We start from the raw sequence: 19,006 nt of genomic DNA, 5'->3' as shown, positions 1-19,006 counted from the left end.
CCCCGCCCACGCCCCGCACAACCCCTAACCCGTAGGAGGTGGTCATCCCGTGACCGAACCGACCCTGCAGTACGAGATACTGCACACGATCTACCCGGACGAGGAGCGCGGCCGGATGAGCGAGGGGGTCATCGACCTCACCGCCGAGGAGGCCGCGCCCTACCTCTCGCGCCAGGCGATACGCCTCTTGCCCGGGCAGGGCAGGGCGCCGTCCGGCGGCTCCGCCGCGGTCTCGACCGGCACCCCGTCCGGGACGCCCCCCGACCCGGCGTTCACGATCCCCGAGGACGCCGGGCGCTCGGCGCTCCTGGCGAACGGCTACGACTCGGACGCGAAGGTGCGCGCGGCCGAGAACGCCACCTTGCTGAGCATCAACGGCATCGGCGAGGCCACCGTCGGGAAGATCCGGGCGCACCTGGCGCTCTAGCCCGCCCGCGTGCGCCGCGATGGTCCGCAAGCCGCAGCGCCCCAAGCGGGGCCGCCGTTCGCGCGGCCCCGGGGGGGCTGCCGGGCCGTCGCGAGCGCCCTGCCCGGACACGCCCGAGAAGACCCCGTACCGCTCGCCCAAGGCGGCCGAGCTCGCGATGATCAAGGCGCAGGACCTGGCGGCGCCCGGCCAGGAGGTGCCCCAGAGGGCGTACGAGTGCCCGGGCTGCTCTCTCTGGCACCTGACCCACCTTGAACGCTGGAGGGCCGCGACCGAAGAGAAGGAGGAGACCCGATGAGGGAGAACCCGAGCGGGCTGGACAACGGCCTCGTCGAGAACGACCTCGAGGACTTCGCCGACCTCCCGGAGCCCACGCAGGATAGGCTCCTGCGCTACGCCCACCGCACGGTGAGGCGCCTCGCCCCGCCCCCCGATCTTGCCGACGACGAGTACCCGGAGGCGGCCCGCGACGCCGAAGTCGCGGTCATCCAGTTCATGATCGCCACCGAGGGCGGCGTGCTGAAGTCCTCTGGCCTCTCCGGGGTCTCCACCGACTCTTACGCGGGGCTCGACGCCATCCAGCGCATGGTGGCGAGCGCGATGGGTTCCTACTACGTCGGGGAAGAGGCTACGCCCCGCCCCGACGGCACGGGCGGCGGCGCGACGGTCCACAACATCGCTCCCGAACCCCTGTTCTGATGCCCGGCTTGAAGCGGCACCTAAAGCAGACGGCGACCTTGCGGCGCTACGTCGACTTCGACGACAACGGCGAGCCCGTCTACTCCCCCCCGATCGAGCAGCCGCCGCTCGCCGTGAAAGTCCGCAAGGTGCCCGGCTTCGGCAGCACCGTCAACGAGCTCGGCGTGGAGGTCCCGAACCGCACGAAGCTGCTGATGAGCGACGAGGTGGCCGTGCGCGACCTGGTGGACGACGCGCCGGTCGAGGGCGTCGAGGCAATCGTGAACAAGCGGGGCAAGACGATCGGCTACCGGGTGGAGCTGTGAAGGAGGTACGGGGTGAGGCTCGTCGGCGCCAAGAAGCTCACACGCCGCCTCGAGCGGATGGAGAAGGGGATACCGGCCGCCGTTAGGGGAGAGGTGAAGGCCTCCCGCGAGCACCTTGCTATCGCATCCGCCCGCGTTTGTCCCGTGGACACCACCAGGCTCGTGAGCGCCCAGTACGACGTACCCACGGACCGGGGCATGGGCGCCGAGGTGGGGTACCGGGACGAGGAGGACTACTTCCGGATCGTCCACGAGAACCTCGACCCCGACGTCGACTGGCAGAAGCCGGGCAGCGGGCCGAAGTTCCTTGAGACCCCGTTCGCCGAGAACCGCGACAGGTACGCGAAGAACATCAAGGGCGCGGCGAGAAAAGCGGCGCGGAAGAGGAGGTAAGCATGGTCAAGGGTCGAAGCATCCCCGAAGGGCAGGAACTCCCCGAGGAGAAGGGCCCCGAGCAGGCGGGAGAGGTGTTCGCCGAGGTGTACGCGACGGCCGTCAAGAACATGCATCCCGAGGACGCCGTATCGGTGGCCGAGGGCGCGGCCTCCAGCTTCCTGGAGTCGATCGGGGCGACGAGGCCCGCGCCGGAGTACGTCGAGCCGGTCCGTCCGGTGAAGATCGTCAACTCCCGCGAGCTCGCCGGGGAGATCGTCAAGATTTTGTACGGGTCGAATCCTTCTCAGGCCACGATCGAGAGCGAGCACGCTTCCAACTACAGCAGTGTCGTAGTGTTTAGGCACCGCCCCAACGGCGCCAAGCTTGTTCTCGCCGAGGCGAACGTTCCGGGCGCACGCGCGGGCGCCCAGCACGTCTATTTCGTTGAGCTTGAGGATGGTTGCAATACGCCGCCTCTCGACTTGGCCGTATCCGTGGCGGAAAAGCTCGCAGCGCAGCGGGATGGAGCGCGGGGGGGTGAGGCCATGCCATGATCCTCGGCGACGTGCGCGCCATACTCCAGGCCGGGAACATCGGGTGGCGCGTCCTCGAGAACCAGATCCCGGCGAGCACCTCGACGGTGCAGGTCCCCGACGAGCTCGTGGTGCTGTTCGCCTACCAGGGCGGCCCGCCCGGACACGTCAAAGGAATGTCCGCCCCGGTCCAGAGGAGCCCCCGCTTCCAGGTCGTGTGCCGCTCCAAGAGTTGGCCCAACGCCCACGCGAAGGCCGAGCAGGCCTACGGGCTCCTCGCGGGCTACTCCGGCGTCGTGAACGAAACGAAGTACGCGAGCATCCGGGCGCTCGGGGAGCCGTTCGCGCTCCCGCTCGACGGCGACAAGGCGCGAGTGGCGGTCAACTTCGAGGCCGTCGTGACCTAGAGCGACGACGACGCAAGCATCAACCCGGCCGTTCCGCACGGAGCGGCCTTCTCCGTGCCCGAAACACGAGCGAAGAAAGGAAGTGAGCACGTGGCAACCGAAGCCATGGTCGGCAACGACATCATCATGACCGTGAACGTCGGCACCGAGGCCGCCCCGGACTACCAGCCGGTGGCGTACCAGACCGAGTACTCCCACGAGTCCTCCCGCGAGGGCATCGACGTCTCCCACAAGGGGAGCGACCACGCCATGACCCTGCCCGGGCGCGAGGAGGGGACGATCTCCCTGTCCCTGCGCGTCCTCAAGCCCGGCACCACGAACCAGACGCACCAGAAGCTGCGCCAGTCCTACCAGGACCGCCTCCCCGTCTACGTCCAGGAGGTCTCGACCTACCCGGGCGCCGCCGCGGACGGCTCCGACGACGAAGTCTACGAGGCCGAGGGCTACATCCTCTCGATGTCCAAGGAGGCGCCGGACAACGACGCCGCCACGTGGGAGATGGAGGTCACGCTCAACGAGCCCCTGACGCTGAGGGTGCCGCCGGCCGCGCCCGCCGCCCCGTAACCGACGACGAAACCGACGTTCACTACGGGCGTCCGCCGCAGAAGGCGGACGCCCCGTCTTTCCTAGGAGGCATCTTGGCGAACCAGGAGAGGGGCGAGCGCGCCCTCAAGCTCGGCGACAAGCAGTTCACGCTCAAGTTCACGACGAGCTCGTACTGCGAGCTCGAGGACGTCCTCGACATGGAGGCCTCCGAGATCGAGCGGAAGTTCGCGGGCGGCCGCGTCGGCTTCAGGATCCTCCGCGCGCTGATCTGGGCGGGCACCCGCAAGCACCACCGCCAGGAGCTCCGCAGCCTGCCCCAGGTCAACGACATCATGGACGACATGGACGACTTCCAGAAGGTCTTCCGGATCTGCACCGAAGCCTACAGCGCCGGCCAGCCGGGGGCCGAGGACGAGGACCAGGACAAGCCGGTCGGGGCCCCAAAAGGGAAGAAGGAGAAGGAGAAGGAGCCGCCCGCCTAAGGTTCACGTGGTCGGGCTTTCTGGAGCAGGCCATACGCGCGGGGCTCAAGCCGGACGAGTTCTGGGACATGAGCCCCGCCGAGGTCGTCCTGTGGATCGAGGGCTTCGACTACCGCCACGACCTCATGGGCCAGATGTGGGCCCACTTCACGGCCGTCGCGGTCAACTCTCAGCGCCCGAGGAACAAGCACGTGGACGCGAGGAAGCTCTGGGCGCGGCGCAAAGCCCCAAAGGCGCTCGGCCCGGAGGAGACCCGCGAAAAGCAGCGCGAGGCCCAGGAGCGCGCGGCGAGGCTCCCCGTGCCGCTTAAGCTGCGCCAGAGGACCGAAGGGAGGGCGAGACCGGTCCCCGTGCCCCCGCCCTCCTAGAGCGGTTCGGTCGCGCCGAGCTCGTCGCGTAGCCAACCCAGGAGGGGTTCCACGGCCTCGGGCTTTACCCCGTCCTTCGTGGAGATCCTGAGCCGGACGATGCCGGGCTCGGTGCTCTTGGCGACGACCTCTATGCTCGGGTCCCCCGTGACGGTCTCCATCGTGGGAAGGGCGACCAGCCCGGCGACCACGCCCGCGGCCGCGCGCCAGCCGGCGAACCGCGCGTGCTTCACGTTCACCTTGGCCTCCACGGCGCGGTAATCCGTCAGACGCAGGGGACCGCGTACCCCGTGGTACAGGTCCTTCCGTCCTTCGAAGAAGCGGGCGACCGCTTCCTGCGCCTCTTGTTTCCCGGCCCTGACCACCAGCTCGGTCCTCATGGCCGCCAACTTAGCACGGGCCGGGATCCCCCCGCCATCGGCGAACGACGAACCCCGCCGGGGCCGCTTACGAGCGTCCCCTTGCGCGCGCCCTTCTTCGAGAGGAGGTGATTCCCCTGGCGACCGAGATGGAGCGCCTGAGCGTCGTCATCAGCACGATGTTCAAGGACCGCGGCACCAAGGCCGCCTCCAAGGCCGTCGGGGACCTCTCGGACGAGGTCGAGTCCGTCGGCGATCGGGCGCACCGCTCGGCGTCCCGGGTCCGGACCGCCTTCTCCTCCATCTCGAAGACCATGCGCGAGGCGCGCGCGGAGGCGAAGAAGGGCGCCGAGTTCAGGGTAGGGGCGAACGTCTCGGCGCTCGCCGGCGTGAGGCGGACCTTATCCGACGTAAGGCAGGACGCCAAGAGGGGCGCCGAGTTCGAAGTCCGGGGGGACGTCCGGGGCCTGAGGGACGCGCAGGGGGTCTTCTCGTCCATCAGGCGCGACGCTGCAGACGGGGCGGTCTTCCGCACCCGCCTCGACCAGCGGGGCCTCTCCGGCGCTTCCGGGGCCTTCTCGCGCATCAGGACGGACGCCCACAACGGGGCGACGTTTCGTGTGCGGGGCGTCCTCTCCGGCGTCTCCGGCATCCCCGGCGTCCTTGCTTCGGTTCGGGCCGATGCGGCCAACGGGGCGGTCTTCCGCGTCCACGCCGAGACCTCGGGCTTCCCCGCGACGCAGGCGGCGCTGACCGGGCTAGACCAGAAGGCCGATGCCGTGAACCGGCGCTGGGGCCACTCGGTGCGCGTCCACTCCGAGGCCACCGGCATGGCCGGGGTCATGGCCCAGCTCGGGCTCCTCGACGCGACCGCCGACCGCATCGACGGCGGCACGGTTACGCTCAAAACGACGCTTCAGGGCGCCCAGGCCGTCATCGGGAGCCTGCACAACATCGAGGGCGTCGCGTCTCGCGTCGACGGCCGCACGCTCGCCATGGAGACGGACGTGAGGGGCGCGGCCTCCTCCGCGGCCGAACTGGCCGCGCTGAACGCCCAGGCCGACAGGACCGACGGGCGCACCGTCCGGTTCAACTTCGACGCCTCCTCGGCGTCGATGGCCGGCAGCCACATCACGGCTCTGGGCGACAAGATTCGGGCGCTCGGGGCCATCGCGAGCGTCGCCTCGATCCCCACCCTCGTCGCAGGGGTAGGCGGGATCGTCCCCGTCGCCGCCGCGGCGGGCGCGGGCGTGGCGGCCCTCGCGGTCGGAATCGGCTCCGGGCTCACCGGCGCGGCCGTGGCCGGGGCCGGGGCGATGGGCGTCCTCGGCGCCTCCATGGCGCTGGTAGGGGGTCCCGTATCCGCCCTCGTCGGCAAGCTGACCGAGTACCACTCCGGGCTCGAATCGTCCGGCGCGGCCTCGCAGGCGGGAGCGGCGGCGGCCCAGCAGTACGCGGACGCGAATCGCGGCGTCGATCGGGCCGTCGCGCAGCGGGCGCAGACCGAGCAGGACGTTGCACAGCAGACCGCCGACGCCTGGGAAAGCTACGAGCGCCAGCAGCAGAAGACCGGCCAGACCGTGCGGCAGGTCGCCCAGCAGACGGCGGACGCTTGGGACGAGTACGTCTCCACGCGCGAAAAGACGGTCCAGGTCGAGGAGCAAGCGTCGCGGGCGACCTCCGACGCGGCGAGGCAGCTCGATTCCGAACGGGAAGGCCTCACCCTCGCCACCCGCGACCTCTACTTCGCCCAGCGCGAGCTCAACGCCGCGATGGCGGCCGAGCCGAGGAACCAGGCGTACGCCACCCTCGATCTCGCCGACGCCCGGGACCGGCTCGGAGACGCGACGCGCCAGTACAACGAAGACGTCGCGAAGTACGGGGCCAACTCCGAGGAGGCAACGGATTCCCTGCGCGCGATGCAGCGGGCCGAGCTCGACCTCCAGCGCCAGGAGGAGCAGACCAGGGCCGCCCGCGAGCAGGGCTCCACCGAGCTGCAGTCCGCTTTCAAGAACCACGAGCAGGCGTACCGCGGAGTCGAGGGGGCCAGCGAGGGCGTACAGCGGGCCGAAGAGGAGCTTCGCCGCACGCAGATCGACGGGGCCCAACAGGTCGCGGGCCAGAGGGAGGCCGAGCGCGCCGCCTTCGAGTCTTACCGTCGCACACAGGAGCAAGGCGCCCAGCAGATACGGGAGGCCCGCCAGGCCGAGTCCGACCAGTACAAGGCTTGGCAGCGCACGAAGGCCCAGGGGGACCGGCAGCTCCAGGAGGCGCAGGACGCCGTAACCCAGGCTCAGATCGCCGCTTCGCGCGCGGCGGAAGCCCTGGGGGCCGCGCAGGCCTCTGCCGCCGAAAAGACCGTCGCCCTCACCGCCGCCCAGAAGGCCCTCTACGACCGCTTCATGCTCTTCAAGGCCGACGCCGCCTCCTCCTTCGAGCCCTCGATGGACCGGGCGGCCCTGCTCGGGGTCCGCATACTCGACCTCGCCGACAACTACCTCCCCGCCCTCGGCGCCGCGTCCTACGCCGCGATGGGGGAGCTCGGCCGGGGCTTCGACCAGTTCGCCTCCAAGCTCCAGCAGCCGATCCCCGCGACGGCGATACAAAGCATCCTCGACTACGTGCCCGAGGCGACCTACCTCGCCTCCTCCGCGGCCGGGGACCTCGGCATAGCGCTCGCCACGGCCCTGTCCGTCGCGGCCCCCTACGGCATGGACCTGCTGGGCATCGTCGCGGGGCTCCTGTCGACATTCGAGGGGTGGACGACCTCGACCGAGGGGGTCGCGGCCACGGACGCCGCGTTCGCGGGGCTCTACGACCGCGCCGGGCAGCTCTGGGGGGTCGTCTCGGACCTCGGGGTCGGGCTGTACGGCCTCGGGGTCGCGCTCGAGGACTCCGGCCTCGTGGACACGGCGATGGGCGGGCTCGGGGCCATGGCCGAGAACTTCCGCTCGGCTACGGACTCGAGCTCCGGGCTGACGGGCAACGTGGAGCGCCTGACCCCGGTCCTCGATTCCGCCGCAGACATCGCGGGCGTCCTGTACACCGAGTTTTTCCGGGTCGCGGACGCGGTCCTCGCCGCCACGAACCCGGACACCGGCGACTCGACGCTGCTCGAGCTCATGGATTCCCTAAAGACCGTCGTGCCCGTCGTCGGGGACGTGCTTGTCGAGGCGTTCGAGGAGCTGGCCCCGGCCATATCCCGTAACGTCGGACCGGTTTCCGAGTTTTTCGGCAACTTCGTCGGCTCGTCGGACACCCTGGTCGCCGTAATCGACGGCGTGGGCTTCCTGGCGGAAAAATTCAACAACCTGAGCCCCTCCGCGAAGGACGCCGCGCACGAATTGGTGGCGGTCGCGGGCGTAGCCGCGGTCCTCGGCTTGAACGGGGGCTCCCTCGCGGCAACCGCGTTCTACGCCTCGGGCGCCGCCCTAAACCTCGGCAAGATCGCGGTTGCGGCGTGGGGCGCCGCTCCGGGCATGTGGGCCGCGGCCTCCGGGGCCTGGGCGATGCTCGCCCCGCTGCTGCCGCTCGCGGCGATCGGCGCGATCGCGATCGGGGTCGCGGTCTTCTTCGACATGGAGGCGGCGAAGGGCGCCTACGAGAAGTCGAAGGAGTCCGGAAACCGCACGGGCGTCGCGTTCTTCGACGGGGTGCGCGCCGGCATGGACGCCGTCCCCATCGTGGGGCACGTATTCGCGGCCTTCGACGACCTCACGCAGGCCGCGACGGACTGGATCGCGAACCACTCGCCGAAGGAGAGCCTCCTCGACAAGTGGACCGGGGTGGGCAAGGACGACCCCTCCATCGTGCCGAACCTCCAGGCGATCTGGGACGGCGCGTCGGCCTTCGTAGACGGCCTCGTGCCCACCGGCCCGTCCGTCCTCGACGTGCTGCTCGGCAAGGCGGACACGGACGAGAACCCGATCACAAAGGCCCTCTCGGGCTGGTGGCTCGGCGCCCAGGAGTTCGTCGCCGGGCTCGTGCCGACGGGTCCGTCGGTCCTCGACGTCCTCATGGGCAGCGCGAACGCCGAGGAAAACCCGATCACGTCGAAGCTCTCGGCGTGGTGGGTCGGGGCGAACGAGTTCGTCGCGGGGTTGGTGCCGACGGGCCCGACCGTCCTGGACGTGTTGATGGGGCAGGCCTCCGCCGAGGAGAACCCCATCACCTCCAAGCTGGCGCTGTGGTGGACGGGGGCCAACGAATTCGTGGCCGGCCTCGTGCCCACCGGCCCGTCCGTCTTGGACGTCCTCATGGGGCGCGCGGAAGAGGGCGAGAACCCGATCACGTCGAAGCTCGCCCTCTGGTGGACTGGCGCGAACGAGTGGCTCGCGGGCCTCGTCCCGGCCGGCCCCACGGTCCTAGACGTCCTGATGGGCAGGGCGGGAGAGGGCGAAAACCCCATCACCTCCAAGCTCACGGGCTGGTGGGTCGGGGCGACGGAGTGGCTCGCGGGTCTCGTGCCGGAGAAGACCCTCACGGACGCCATCCTGGGCGCCCCTACCGAGGGAAACCCGGTCCTCTCGCGGGCGATCGCGCTTTGGACCCCGGTGCCGGAGTGGCTCGTGGCGACCTGGACCTCGATGGACGGGCTCGCCCTCACCTGGTTCACCTCCATCGCCGGGCGCGTCACCTCCGCGTGGACAGGCGCCGACACCTCCTCGAGGGGCACCTGGGACAACAACCTGGCGTACCTCGGGACCAAGTGGGGCGAGATGGACGGCCTCGCCCTCCGGTGGTTCGACTCCGCGAAGAACAGGGTCGTGGCCGCCTGGACCGGAGCCGACACGTCGAGCAGGGGGACGTGGGACAACAACCTCGCTTACCTCGGCCAGAAGTGGACGGAGATGGACGGCCTCGCGCTGCGCTGGTTCGACTCCGGAAAGCAGCGGGTCGTAGACGCGTGGACGGGGGCGGACACCTCCAGTCGCGGGACGTGGGACAACAACCTCGCCTACCTGGGCGATCTGTGGGGCCGGATGGACGGCGCCGCCCTCGACTACTTCTCGCGGATGCGCGACAACATCTCCACCCGGTGGACCGAGGCGAAGGATTCGGCGGTCGCGAGGGCCACGGAGCTCAAGGACGACGCCCTCTCGGCACTCGGCGCGCTCAGGGACGGAACGGGCCCGATCATGGAGGCGGTCGGCAAGTTCCTGACGGACCCGGTCTCCTCCGCCGCCGACGCCCTCAAATCCGTCTGGAACGGTCTGCTCGACGGGATCGCGGGCGTCCTCGACGCGGTGAACCTCGGAGACTGGGCCGGCAAGGTCCGGGGCGCGAAGTTCGCGGATGGCGGCGTGGCCGGCGGCTCGGTCTCCGCCTTCGCCAAGGGCGGCACGGCCGGGGGGATCGGCACCTCCGCCCCCGGCGCGAGGGTTCATGTGTGGAACGAACAGATGGGCGGAGAAATCTTCGCCGCGGAGCGGGGTCCCGCCAACAAGCAGCTCGCGTACCTGCAGCACGGCGCGGATTGGTTCGATCACTCGGTCGTCCCGAACGACGCGCTCCGCCAGGCGCCGCCGAACGGGCCCCGCGAGCACCGCGACTCCCGCCCCCGCTTCCCCGCCCCCCGCTCCAGGAGCGGGCTCGTGCCCCGGGGCACGGACGTCGGCTCGGGCGACGGGCTGTACCCGACGATGCACACGTACATCCCCGAGATGGACGCGTTCCAGAGGGAGGGCGCCTCCAAGTTCGGCGCCTACACCAACACCTACTACGAGCACCCACTCGGGTACGCCCAGCCCTACTACCGCGAGCGCAGCGTCGACTTCTGGGGCGGTTTTCGGGGGGACCCCGTAGGGACCGAGCGAGGCAACCAGATAGCCGACTGGGCCATCCAGAAGCTCGGCGGGAACCTCAACTGGCTGATCTGGGCCGGCAAGATGCTCACGGCCGGCGGGTGGGGCCCGGACACGTCGGGCTTCGACCACTCCGGGCACGTCCACGTCACGGCGTTCGCCGACGCCCCGAAGGCCAACCCGAGCGGGGGCGGCGGGGGAGGAGGCTTCTCCATACCCAACCCGATCCAGATGGCGTTCGAGGCCGGCTGGAACCGCCTGGTGAAGCCCCTATTCGAGAAGGCGAAGGGCGCCTTCTCGGGCGAGTACGTGATGAGCCAGGCGGGTCGCGGCGCCGTCGGGATGGTGCACGACGGCCTGTACGAGTGGATCGACGAGCAGATCCCGGACACCATCGGCGGCGGCGGGGGCGTCAGCGGGGACTTCTCCGGCGACCAGAAGGCCGTGGCGCTGACGTTCGCCAAGAACGCCGTGTCCCGCGGCATCCCGGGGCGCCTGCCGGTCATGACGGCCCTGCAAGAGTCGGGGATGCGGAACCTCGACTACGGCGACCGGGACAGCCTGGGCTACTTCCAGCAGCGTCCTTCGGCCGGGTGGGGGACGCCAGAGCAGATCATGGACCCCGCGTACTCGCTCGGGAAGTTCCTCGACGCCGCCGAGCCCTTCAAGGGGCAGTACCCGAACACCGCCGTGGGCCTCGGGCAGTGGGCCCAGGCCGTGCAGGTCAGCGCCTTCCCCGACGCCTACGCCAAGCACTGGGACGCGGCGGCCTCCCTCATCGGCGACCCCAAGTACTACGGGAAGGGCGGCGTGGCGGCCCGCGCCTCCTACAAGCTCGGCGGCGTCATCCCGGGCGGCAAGAACACCCCGTTCCCCGCGATCCTGCACGGCCAAGAGCGCGTCCTCTCGGCCGTCACCAACGAGAACTTCGAGCGGCTCGCCTCGAGCATCGATACGTGGAGCGCGCGCGGCGGCGGGAACGGCGCCCTTCCCCCGGGCGACGAGGGCAGGGGCTCCGACGCCGAAACCCTGGAAGTCTTGAGGAGGATAGAGAAGGTCTTGGGAGACTCCGGAATAAAGGTGCGCGACCTCGACGACCGGGCGGCGGGCAAGCTCGTCGCCGGCACCAGAAAGCACATACGCGGCTTCGCGGGCTCCCGCGAGTTCGGCGACGCGATGCGCGCCCACGGCGACTACCTCGACGGGGCGCTCGCCAGGGCCGCCGGGAAGACGGCCTGATGGCGGTCGTCTCGGTGAGGAACCACGAGGACTACCTGCGCTCGGAGGCCTCCCCCTCCTTCTCCTGGGACCTCCGGGGCAACGGCTTCCTCACGCCGAAGAACTTCTCAAGCCGACTCCCAGTGGAGGCGAGCATGCTCCGCAACGGACAAAGGCAGGAGATGGTCGGGGTTCACGCAGGACGGAATTCCGCACCGATGGTGAAGTTGGTTCCCGTCCTCTATGGGGCCGTATCGCGCCTCGTAGAAAAGCCGGTGCGCCATCACTCCTCGATGCTCGTTGCGCTCGAAGACCCTGCCGTAGCCGCCGTGACTGATCGTTCCTTTCCATATCCAACAGGGGGTGTCGTGGCCGCGATCTTCGGGCGCGTAGTGTCGCAAATAATCGACCTTCGGCCTACGCGCCCCGTGGCCGTGGGCAAAGAACGCGGGACACCCTCGGACCCTCTTGTGAGCGGTGCTGGTCTGCGGGGAAGGCTGGGTCTGCTGGCCGCAACCGCAGCCACAAAAGCCGTAAGGGACCTCGGGAAAGCGTTCGTGCCAGTAGGCGCGATGTTCTTTGGGCGTGCGGGGTATAGTGTCCACCGTCAACCTCCTAGAGCGGTTGGCCGCGCCGGGGATGTTGGCCGCATCGCCCGGCATTCTTGTTGCCTCGATTATACCGGGGCGGTCGCCTGATGGCCGTGGTTTCGGTCAAGAATCACGAAGACTATCTCAGGTCCTCGGTGTCCCCGAGCGCGTCGTGGGACGTGCGCGGAAACCTGTTCCTGACCCCCTCTAACGCATGGCCCAACCAGTACGGCCTCGAGGTGGACGCCGACGGGCGCGTGGACGGCTGGGCGTTGACGGGCGTGCCCGAGGAGATCGTGGGCTACCACTACAACGCCTCGCCGCCCGGCAACCCGAAGAAGACCGCGATCACGCAGCAGACGACCTCCGCCCGCCCCGCGGACCAGGTCTACAAGCAGGAGGGCCCGATCCTCCGCGGGATGCGCCGCACGCACACCGACCCGCGAAAGCCCGTCCCGCCGCAGGTCGACAAGGTGCCGGTGACGGTGAGGGGCTTCGAGGGCGGCGACTACGCGTGGGCGTGGGGGCTGTCCTCGGAGGAGGGCCCGACGACCGTCACCGCCTTCTCCCGGCCCTTCCGCCTCGAGAACAACCAGTTCCCGAGGCTCCCCGTCCCCGAGACCTTCCCCGCCGGCACGAAGACCTGGGACATCTACCTCACGAAGAGGGTCCCGCCGGGCGGGGTCCCGAACGAGGCCACGGCCGCGCTGCAGCGCAAGGTGCCGATCGAGCAGTTGAGGAAGGGCGGGGACTACCCCCTGCGCGCCCCCTGGACGAACCTGGGCAAGCCGCCGACGCAGAACCTCTCGGGGCTCGGCTCCGGCGCCCGCCCCGTCAAGGGCAAGGACGTGCATCAGCGCCCCTCCAGGCTGAAGCTGCGAGCGGGAACGTGGACGCCGTTCCGCCAGCTCAAGAACGACCGCGGACCCGCGCTCCTCTCGCAGGCCGCCGCGCCCATCACCGCCAGGGGCACGCGCCGGAGGCAGGTCAAGGAGTCCGTCCCGGCCGCCCCCGCCGGCGCCCAGGCCCTCGTCGCGGCCTCCGTCGCGGCCCAAGACGCCGGCCTCGCGGGGGGAGGCGACAGCTCCCCGACCGCGGCGGCGGCCGGCCTCCCGGACCCGAGGCTGATACGCCCGAGCGGGAAGCTCCCGGAGAACGAGTACCTCGGCGAGGAGATCGACTTCGAGGAGTCGCGCCTGATCGCGCTCATGAACGAGAGGCGGCGCGACGCGGGCGCCCCGCTCCTCCTCGTCTCCCAGGTGATGAACAGGGCGGCCTACAGGAAGGCGCGCGGCCACGGCTGGCCGATCGCCAGGCTCGCGCGCGAGGAGGGCTACGACGGGCGCGACCTCGGCGAGCTCGTGGTCGAGACCGAGTCCGCCGACGACGCCATGCGCGCGATAGAGGAGCACCTCGCCTTCCTGTCGCCCCGGCGCCGCTCCGTGGGCGTGGCGCGCGAGGGGGGGCTCTGGGTCGTCTTGCTCGGGGAGGCCATCGAGGACGCCCGCTACGAGGCCTCCGAACTCGTCTGCGAGTACGTGGACGGAGACGGCGTGGTGGCGACCCTCGCCTCCGACGACGCGCGCGCCGCGGTCTTCAACCAGTTCGAGCTCGTCGCGTCCTTCGAGGACGGCTCACACGGCCTCGCCTACTCCTACTCCGGCTCCTACTCGGGCCACGTGGACACGGCGGCGAGGCGCTGGAACGCGGTGGGGCCGGTCGGGGTGAGGAAGGGCTCGAACCCCGCGGGCGTCCAGGTCGCCATAACCGACGGCTCGCTGGAGAGCGGGGTGTACGGCAGGACCTACTCCGACGGGCGCATCGTCCTGAACTCCTACTACATGGGCCGCGGCACGGCGAACGCGAACAACGCCTGCTGCGCCCACGAGTTCGGGCACGCCCTGGGCCTCGACCACGCCTCGACGCCCTCGGTCCTCAACACGCCCATCAACATCGACGGCGGCAACCACGAGACCCCGACCTCCCACGACGTCTCGGAGCTCAAGAGGCGGTGGGGGGCGGGCACGGGCGGCACCGGGGGAGGGGGCCTGGCGGACCCGAACGCGCCCACGCCCGGCCAGACGCAGACCGAGATAAACCAGCAGCAGCAGAACAAGACCCAGATCACGAGGCAGCCCGCCCCCGAGCCCCAGGCCCCGCCGGGCGGCGCGGAGCCGCCCGACCCGCCCGCCGTCGAGTACGAGTGGGTGCCCGGCGAGTACCTGGACGGCGCGGGATCTACTGCGAGGTTCCCGCGGTGGCGCGCCGAAAGGACGTCGACTACACCTGGTGGTTCATGTACGAGCCGCCCGGCGGGGCCCGATCTCCTGGTACCGCGCCTACCGGCGCAAGGGCGGGGCGGCAAGGACGCCTACTTCAAGGGCGACACGGGCGGGGGCTTCACGGTCCACGGCTACCCCGAGGAGCAGACGCCCAAGGGCGTGGCGATCGGGCTCGCGGAGGACACCCCGCCCGCCGAGGACCTCTCGGTCCTGGAGGCCCCCGACCCGACCGCGGTCCCGGACGCCCCGGTCGCGGACGGCGAGGAGACGCCGCCCGCCGGCACGTACCTGATCACGATCAGGGGCCAGACGCGCTCGGGCGCCCTCACCCAGGAGTCCGAGCCCGCCCGAGACCCGGACACGGGCAGGGTAGGCGTCACGCTCGCCGCGGGGCAGACCTTCCGGGCGTCGGCGGTGAGGACCGTGAACGTCCTCGGAAACCCGGAGTTCTCCCAGCTCGACGGCCAGGGGACCCCCGAGGAGTGGATCCCGGTCAACATGGCGTCGAACCAGCCCGGGTTCTTCAAGGTCGCCGCCGGCGTCCTCACGCTCGGTACGACCTCGGCCACGTCCCTCGCCCCCTCCATGCCTTCCCGCGTGATCTCCGTGGATCCTTCCAAGCCTTTGACGATTTCGGGGACGATCGGCGCGACGAGGATAGCGTCGGGCATCTTGCGGATCGCGATGGCGCAGCTCAACGAGTCGTTGCAGACCGTCGGCCCGGACATCGTCCTCTACGACCTCCCGCAGCTCGGCGAGGCGAGGTTCTCGAGGACCTTCAACGCCGGGGGGCCGGCGCTCAACCCGGCGACGGCGTTCGTCAGGCTCCGCCCGCAGGTGGCTTTCCCGGCCGGCGGCAACGCCGCGAACGCGGAGGGCTACTTCAAGGACCTCAAGGTTTTGCGCTGCGCGGCGGACATAAGGAAGTTCGCCGTTTCGGGCGGCATCGCGGACTTCTCCCCGCCCCCCGCGACCCCCGCTCCCGGGGACGCCTACGTCGCCGTCGGCCCCGCCCCGGAGCCCGAGGGCGCCGTCATAGAGGCCGAGCCCCCCGTCGAGGTCGTATCGTTCGAGCCCCCGGCGGGCTCTCCGGCGGGCACTCCGGGCGAGTGGAACCCGGGCTGGGGACAGAACCTCTCGCCCGGGCTCACCTCCGCCGTCGTCCCCGTGCCCCAGGGCGTGCCGCTCCACGGCTCGTATTGCTGGCGGGTCGCGGACACCACGACCGGCACGCAGGTCGTCGCCTTCCGCGAGAAGGTCCACGTCCTAAACGGCGGGGACCTCTCCGAGCGTTTCCTCGTCTACGTCGACGGGGTCATGCCGGCCTTCGGCAGGGTCAGGATCGCGAGCGTCAGGAGCGGGGGCGGCGGGGCCATAGCGGACGTCTTGCTCTCTTCCAACGGCGGCCTCTACCTGCAGACCTTCAACGCCCTCGGCGAGGTGCTCGTGGACGCGCAGGCCGCCTGGGGCATCGTCGCCGGGACCCTGATCGACGTCGAGATAGGCGTCTCGGGCGGCGGAACGAAGCAAGGCACGGCCACGTGCAGCGTGGGCCTGAACGGCGCCCAGCGGACGGTGCCCGCGAACCTCGGACGGATGGACCTCACGAACCGCTTCCCGAGGCTTACCAGGATAGGCCTCCTCGGCGAGTCCGACCTCCGGGCGAGGTGCGCCTTGTTGTTCGACCAGATCGTGATCACGAAGCGCGGCGACGTCCTCGACCGGGAGAAACCGGCGCCGCCCGCGAACTACGCCCCGCCGCCCCCCGACAGGCCCGTTCTCGCAGGCGTGCCCCGCCGGTTCGAGCCGGACGGGAAGCCCACCAACCAGGCCGCGTTCTTCCTGCCGACCGGCTCCGCCCCGCCGCACCGGCCGGCGGTGATCGACCTCCTCGAGGAGCCGATCGCGGTGAAGCCGGGGCAGGGCTACACGCTCGGCATGTTCTGGAGGTGGGTCGTCTTCGCCTCCGGCGGCACCGCCCCGGGGGTGCAGGCCTGGCTCGAGGGCGACGGCGTCGAGCCGATGCTGGCCGCGGAGCTCGGTTCCATGACCGGCACCCGGGGCTGGCACCCCTCGGGGCGCGCCGCCCCGGACGAGGACGATTACGCGACCTACACGGTCCCCGAAGCCGAGTTCGACGAGGCGGGCAACCCCGAGCCCTCGTACTCGCGAGTGCGCTACAAGGCGGTCCTCACCGACGGCTTCTACCTCTTCCAGGACCCACTGCACGCCCAGGGGGTCTACGAGGACTTCGCCGAGAGGGACGCGAACAGGGGCTACGGGCGCGCGATCGAGGCGGAGATCTCCTCGATCCTGCCGACGCACCCGGCCGCGCGGGGCCGCGGCAGGGAAGCGGATATCTACTGGAGCGAGTTCGGGGTGCGCCTCGCCTCCGACGTGGACGCCGTGCTCGACCCGAACGACGGCGTCGAGGTCTTCTTCTCCACCTCGCGCGACGGCGTTTCGTTCGGCCCGGAAACGCAGGATCGGGAGCTCGTCGAGCCCGCGGCGTTCCTCAAGATACGCGTCGTCCTGACCGGCGACGGCCGGAGCGGCCCGTCCGTTCCCTCGGGCGGCATCCACCTGAGGACCTGGAGCCCGGTGGCGGTCCTCTTGAGGCGCGACGGCTCGCACTTCCCGGGCGTCGCGACGCTCGATCGGGTGCTGTGGACGGACGACTCCCCGGACTCCGAGTTCGACACGGTCGGCGGACGGGTCGCCGTCTTCGAGCTCACGGACGAGGTCGAGCGGATGGGGGGGGTCGGGATCCGGGTGCGCACCGAGAGGGCCATGAAGGAGATCGCGGCCGCGACGGCGCGCGGCGAGGCCCTCATAGCGGAGATCCCGGGCGCCGGCGACGAGGAGGACGGGGTCGCCTACGAGCTCCGGTGCGGCGCGAAGGCCGAGTTCGACACCCTGGACGTCCCCCCGGTCGTCGTCGACGGCTACCGCATCCTCCACGCCCGGGCGGAGATAGGGGAGGCCGAGGTCCTGGAGGCCGCGGTCCTCCCCGGCCCGCGCGCGCCGCTGGCGGGCACGGCGTGAAAGACCTCACCTCGCGCCAGCTCGCGGCGATAAGGGAGGCGTCCCGAAACCGCCTCTCCTACGCCTCCGCCACCGAGCGCCTCCTCACCATCGCCGGCAAGGACTACTCGGGGTTCCTGAAGGCGGAGTCCGGGGCGCTCAGGATACGCGACCAGGAGGGCCCGGCCGTCGTCCTGGAGGGCACCCTGCAAACCCGCCTGCCCCTGTCCGCGGACCAGGAGGAGTGCCGCGTCGACTACCTGGTCAAGGGCGAGAGGATCCCCGGATTTCTCGGCAAGGTCGTCTCCCTGAGCACCAGGGGGTACCGCACGAACTTCCTGGCGGCCACGCCCTTCTACGACGCGCCGACGACGCCGATCGGCGAGGGCCCGGACGACGACCTCGACTACCTGAACGCCGCGCCCACCGACGCCCTCTACGAGCTCGCGTCGCGCGTGGCGGGGTACCGGGCGGTAGAGATCCCCAGGATTGCCCTGCCGCGCTTCACGGCCCAGGGCGGGGACGCGTTCCGCTGGAACGACTACGTCTCGGAATCGGTGGAAGTCGTAGAAGGGGCCTCCGGCATCGTGTTCGAGGACACGCCCCTGAGCGTCGCCACCGCCCGGGCGGAGGGGACGGTCCTCGGGGACGCGGAGCCCGAGTGGACGTTCGAGGAGGGCATCGACTTCGACTTCGAGGAGCTCGAGGTGTCTTCCCGCCAGGAGGGGCGCTACGCCCGGGTGGTCGCCTGGCGCGAGCTGGCCGACGGGACGGTGCAGCGCCTCGCGTCGGCCGAGGTGGACAACGGCCCGCGCAAGGTCGATCGGGACGCGACGTCCTTCGTGGAGCACGCGGACGGCCCCGGCGAGTCCGCCCACCAGCTCGTGCGCGACAGGGCGCACGAGCTGGGCCAGAACGAGTTCGGCCTCGCGTTCCCCTGCCGCTACATCCCCGTGGGCCTCGCGCGCGGCGCCCCGGTCCTGGTCAGGGGCCGGGAGAGGATCCCCGGCGGCACGATCGTCCGGGAGTACCGCTCGCGCCTGACGGGGGTGTCCCCGGACATCTGGGCCAAGAAGGGCCAGCTGACGGCCGTGGGCACGCAGACGAGGGAGGTTTTCGAGGCCTCGAAGAGGGAGGCCGCGCGGCCGAGGGCCGACGCCGTCAGGCCCCCCTTGGGCCGCGACTGGCTGGGCCGGCCCTACCTCTCGACGTCGCTTCCTTGGGTCTCCTACGACCCCGTGACCGGGCGGGGCGTGATCGATCGGGAGAAGGCGAAGGAGGAGGGGTTCGACGTCTACTACGACGAGGAGGAAGAACGAATAATGGTGGCGAGATGACCGAACCCCGGTACCTCTACTTCCCGCGAGCGACAAGTTCAGGGGGCCCCAGGGCCCCCCGGGCCGGGCACGCAGATCAACGCGGGCGGCGACACCGCCGGCCGCGCCGCGTACGGCGACCGGCCGACGGGCTTCACCTACGCCGACACCTCCGTCTCCCGGTCGTCCTCTCGTTCAAGCAGTCCGCCGCCCCGGCGACTGGAGCCCGTGGTTCGCTTTTCAGGGGCCGAACGGGGAGAGCGCCTACGGG

Annotated in this window: 15 protein-coding genes; 13 read left to right on the top strand and 2 right to left on the bottom strand. The window is 70.7% G+C overall.

The window, feature by feature from the left end; all coding sequences use genetic code 11:
* Positions 1–49: 49 nt before the first annotated feature.
* The 10 genes from GBA65_RS15175 to GBA65_RS15130 all read left to right on the top strand — a co-directional run bounded on the left by GBA65_RS15175 (position 50) and on the right by GBA65_RS15130 (position 4,142).
* Positions 50–427, top strand: coding sequence for a hypothetical protein (locus GBA65_RS15175; RefSeq protein ID WP_166397273.1), 378 nt, complete (start codon positions 50–52; stop codon positions 425–427).
* Between the two features lie 157 nt (positions 428–584).
* Positions 585–725 carry a hypothetical protein gene (locus GBA65_RS15170; protein WP_166397272.1) on the top strand — a complete coding sequence of 47 codons (141 nt, stop codon included), beginning with the start codon at positions 585–587 and terminating at the stop codon, positions 723–725.
* Positions 722–1,126 (top strand): hypothetical protein, encoded by a 405-nt coding sequence (locus GBA65_RS15165; RefSeq protein ID WP_166397271.1) that lies wholly within the window; start codon positions 722–724, stop codon positions 1,124–1,126. Before GBA65_RS15170 ends, GBA65_RS15165 begins: the two co-directional genes overlap by 4 nt.
* Before the next feature lie 8 nt (positions 1,127–1,134).
* On the top strand, positions 1,135–1,431 hold the full coding sequence (locus tag GBA65_RS15160; protein ID WP_166397270.1) for a hypothetical protein: 297 nt from the start codon (positions 1,135–1,137) through the stop codon (positions 1,429–1,431).
* 12 nt (positions 1,432–1,443) lie between these two features.
* Positions 1,444–1,824 (top strand): hypothetical protein, encoded by a 381-nt coding sequence (locus tag GBA65_RS15155; protein WP_166397269.1) that lies wholly within the window; start codon positions 1,444–1,446, stop codon positions 1,822–1,824.
* A gap of 2 nt (positions 1,825–1,826) precedes the next feature.
* On the top strand, positions 1,827–2,360 hold the full coding sequence (locus GBA65_RS15150; RefSeq protein WP_166397268.1) for a hypothetical protein: 534 nt from the start codon (positions 1,827–1,829) through the stop codon (positions 2,358–2,360).
* The gene (locus tag GBA65_RS15145) at positions 2,357–2,746 is read left to right on the top strand and encodes a minor capsid protein (RefSeq protein ID WP_166397267.1); all 390 of its coding nucleotides are present in this window, start codon (positions 2,357–2,359) and stop codon (positions 2,744–2,746) included. The genes GBA65_RS15150 and GBA65_RS15145 overlap by 4 nt, the downstream gene beginning before the upstream one ends.
* A 90-nt stretch (positions 2,747–2,836) precedes the next feature.
* Positions 2,837–3,310, top strand: a complete 474-nt coding sequence (locus GBA65_RS15140) for a phage tail tube protein (protein ID WP_166397266.1) — start codon at positions 2,837–2,839, stop codon at positions 3,308–3,310.
* Between the two features lie 74 nt (positions 3,311–3,384).
* Positions 3,385–3,774, top strand: a complete 390-nt coding sequence (locus GBA65_RS15135) for a gene transfer agent family protein (RefSeq protein ID WP_166397265.1) — start codon at positions 3,385–3,387, stop codon at positions 3,772–3,774.
* Between the two features lie 68 nt (positions 3,775–3,842).
* Positions 3,843–4,142 (top strand): hypothetical protein, encoded by a 300-nt coding sequence (locus GBA65_RS15130; protein ID WP_166397264.1) that lies wholly within the window; start codon positions 3,843–3,845, stop codon positions 4,140–4,142.
* Here GBA65_RS15130 and GBA65_RS15125 read toward each other — a convergent pair.
* Complete coding sequence (locus GBA65_RS15125) at positions 4,139–4,522, bottom strand: hypothetical protein (protein ID WP_166397263.1); 384 nt, start codon at positions 4,520–4,522, stop codon at positions 4,139–4,141. The genes GBA65_RS15130 and GBA65_RS15125 overlap by 4 nt on opposite strands.
* 107 nt (positions 4,523–4,629) lie before the next feature.
* Here GBA65_RS15125 and GBA65_RS15120 point away from each other — a divergent pair, with 107 nt between their 5' ends.
* Entirely contained in the window at positions 4,630–11,544 is a 6,915-nt protein-coding gene (locus GBA65_RS15120) for a hypothetical protein (RefSeq protein WP_166397262.1), read from the top strand.
* A 107-nt stretch (positions 11,545–11,651) separates the two neighbouring features.
* Here GBA65_RS15120 and GBA65_RS26600 read toward each other — a convergent pair whose 3' ends face one another.
* Entirely contained in the window at positions 11,652–11,807 is a 156-nt protein-coding gene (locus tag GBA65_RS26600) for an HNH endonuclease signature motif containing protein (protein ID WP_407691100.1), read from the bottom strand.
* 413 nt (positions 11,808–12,220) lie between these two features.
* Between GBA65_RS26600 and GBA65_RS15110 the strand changes: the two genes are divergently transcribed.
* Both GBA65_RS15110 and GBA65_RS15105 read left to right on the top strand, forming a co-directional pair.
* Positions 12,221–17,440 (top strand): zinc metalloprotease, encoded by a 5,220-nt coding sequence (locus GBA65_RS15110; RefSeq protein WP_166397260.1) that lies wholly within the window; start codon positions 12,221–12,223, stop codon positions 17,438–17,440.
* Entirely contained in the window at positions 17,437–18,756 is a 1,320-nt protein-coding gene (locus tag GBA65_RS15105) for a hypothetical protein (RefSeq protein WP_166397259.1), read from the top strand. Before GBA65_RS15110 ends, GBA65_RS15105 begins: the two co-directional genes overlap by 4 nt.
* The last annotated feature ends 250 nt before the right edge of the window (positions 18,757–19,006 follow it).

This window comes from Rubrobacter marinus, assembly GCF_011492965.1.
Taxonomy (GTDB): domain Bacteria; phylum Actinomycetota; class Rubrobacteria; order Rubrobacterales; family Rubrobacteraceae; genus Rubrobacter_F; species Rubrobacter_F marinus.
The sequence above is the reverse complement of the archived record's forward strand: the minus strand, read 5'-3'. Positions and strand labels throughout refer to the sequence as shown.

Bases quoted from the DNA above. Each gene is read 5' to 3' on its own strand.
- GBA65_RS15165 (WP_166397271.1), top strand. From the start codon at position 722: ATGAGGGAGAACCCGAGCGGGCTGGACAACGGCCTCGTCGAGAACGAC.
- GBA65_RS15110 (WP_166397260.1), top strand. From the start codon at position 12,221: ATGGCCGTGGTTTCGGTCAAGAATCACGAAGACTATCTCAGGTCCTCG.
- GBA65_RS26600 (WP_407691100.1), bottom strand. From the start codon at position 11,807: ATGGCGCACCGGCTTTTCTACGAGGCGCGATACGGCCCCATAGAGGAC.
- GBA65_RS15125 (WP_166397263.1), bottom strand. From the start codon at position 4,522: ATGAGGACCGAGCTGGTGGTCAGGGCCGGGAAACAAGAGGCGCAGGAA.
- GBA65_RS15130 (WP_166397264.1), top strand. From the start codon at position 3,843: ATGAGCCCCGCCGAGGTCGTCCTGTGGATCGAGGGCTTCGACTACCGC.
- GBA65_RS15145 (WP_166397267.1), top strand. From the start codon at position 2,357: ATGATCCTCGGCGACGTGCGCGCCATACTCCAGGCCGGGAACATCGGG.
- GBA65_RS15150 (WP_166397268.1), top strand. From the start codon at position 1,827: ATGGTCAAGGGTCGAAGCATCCCCGAAGGGCAGGAACTCCCCGAGGAG.
- GBA65_RS15170 (WP_166397272.1), top strand. From the start codon at position 585: ATGATCAAGGCGCAGGACCTGGCGGCGCCCGGCCAGGAGGTGCCCCAG.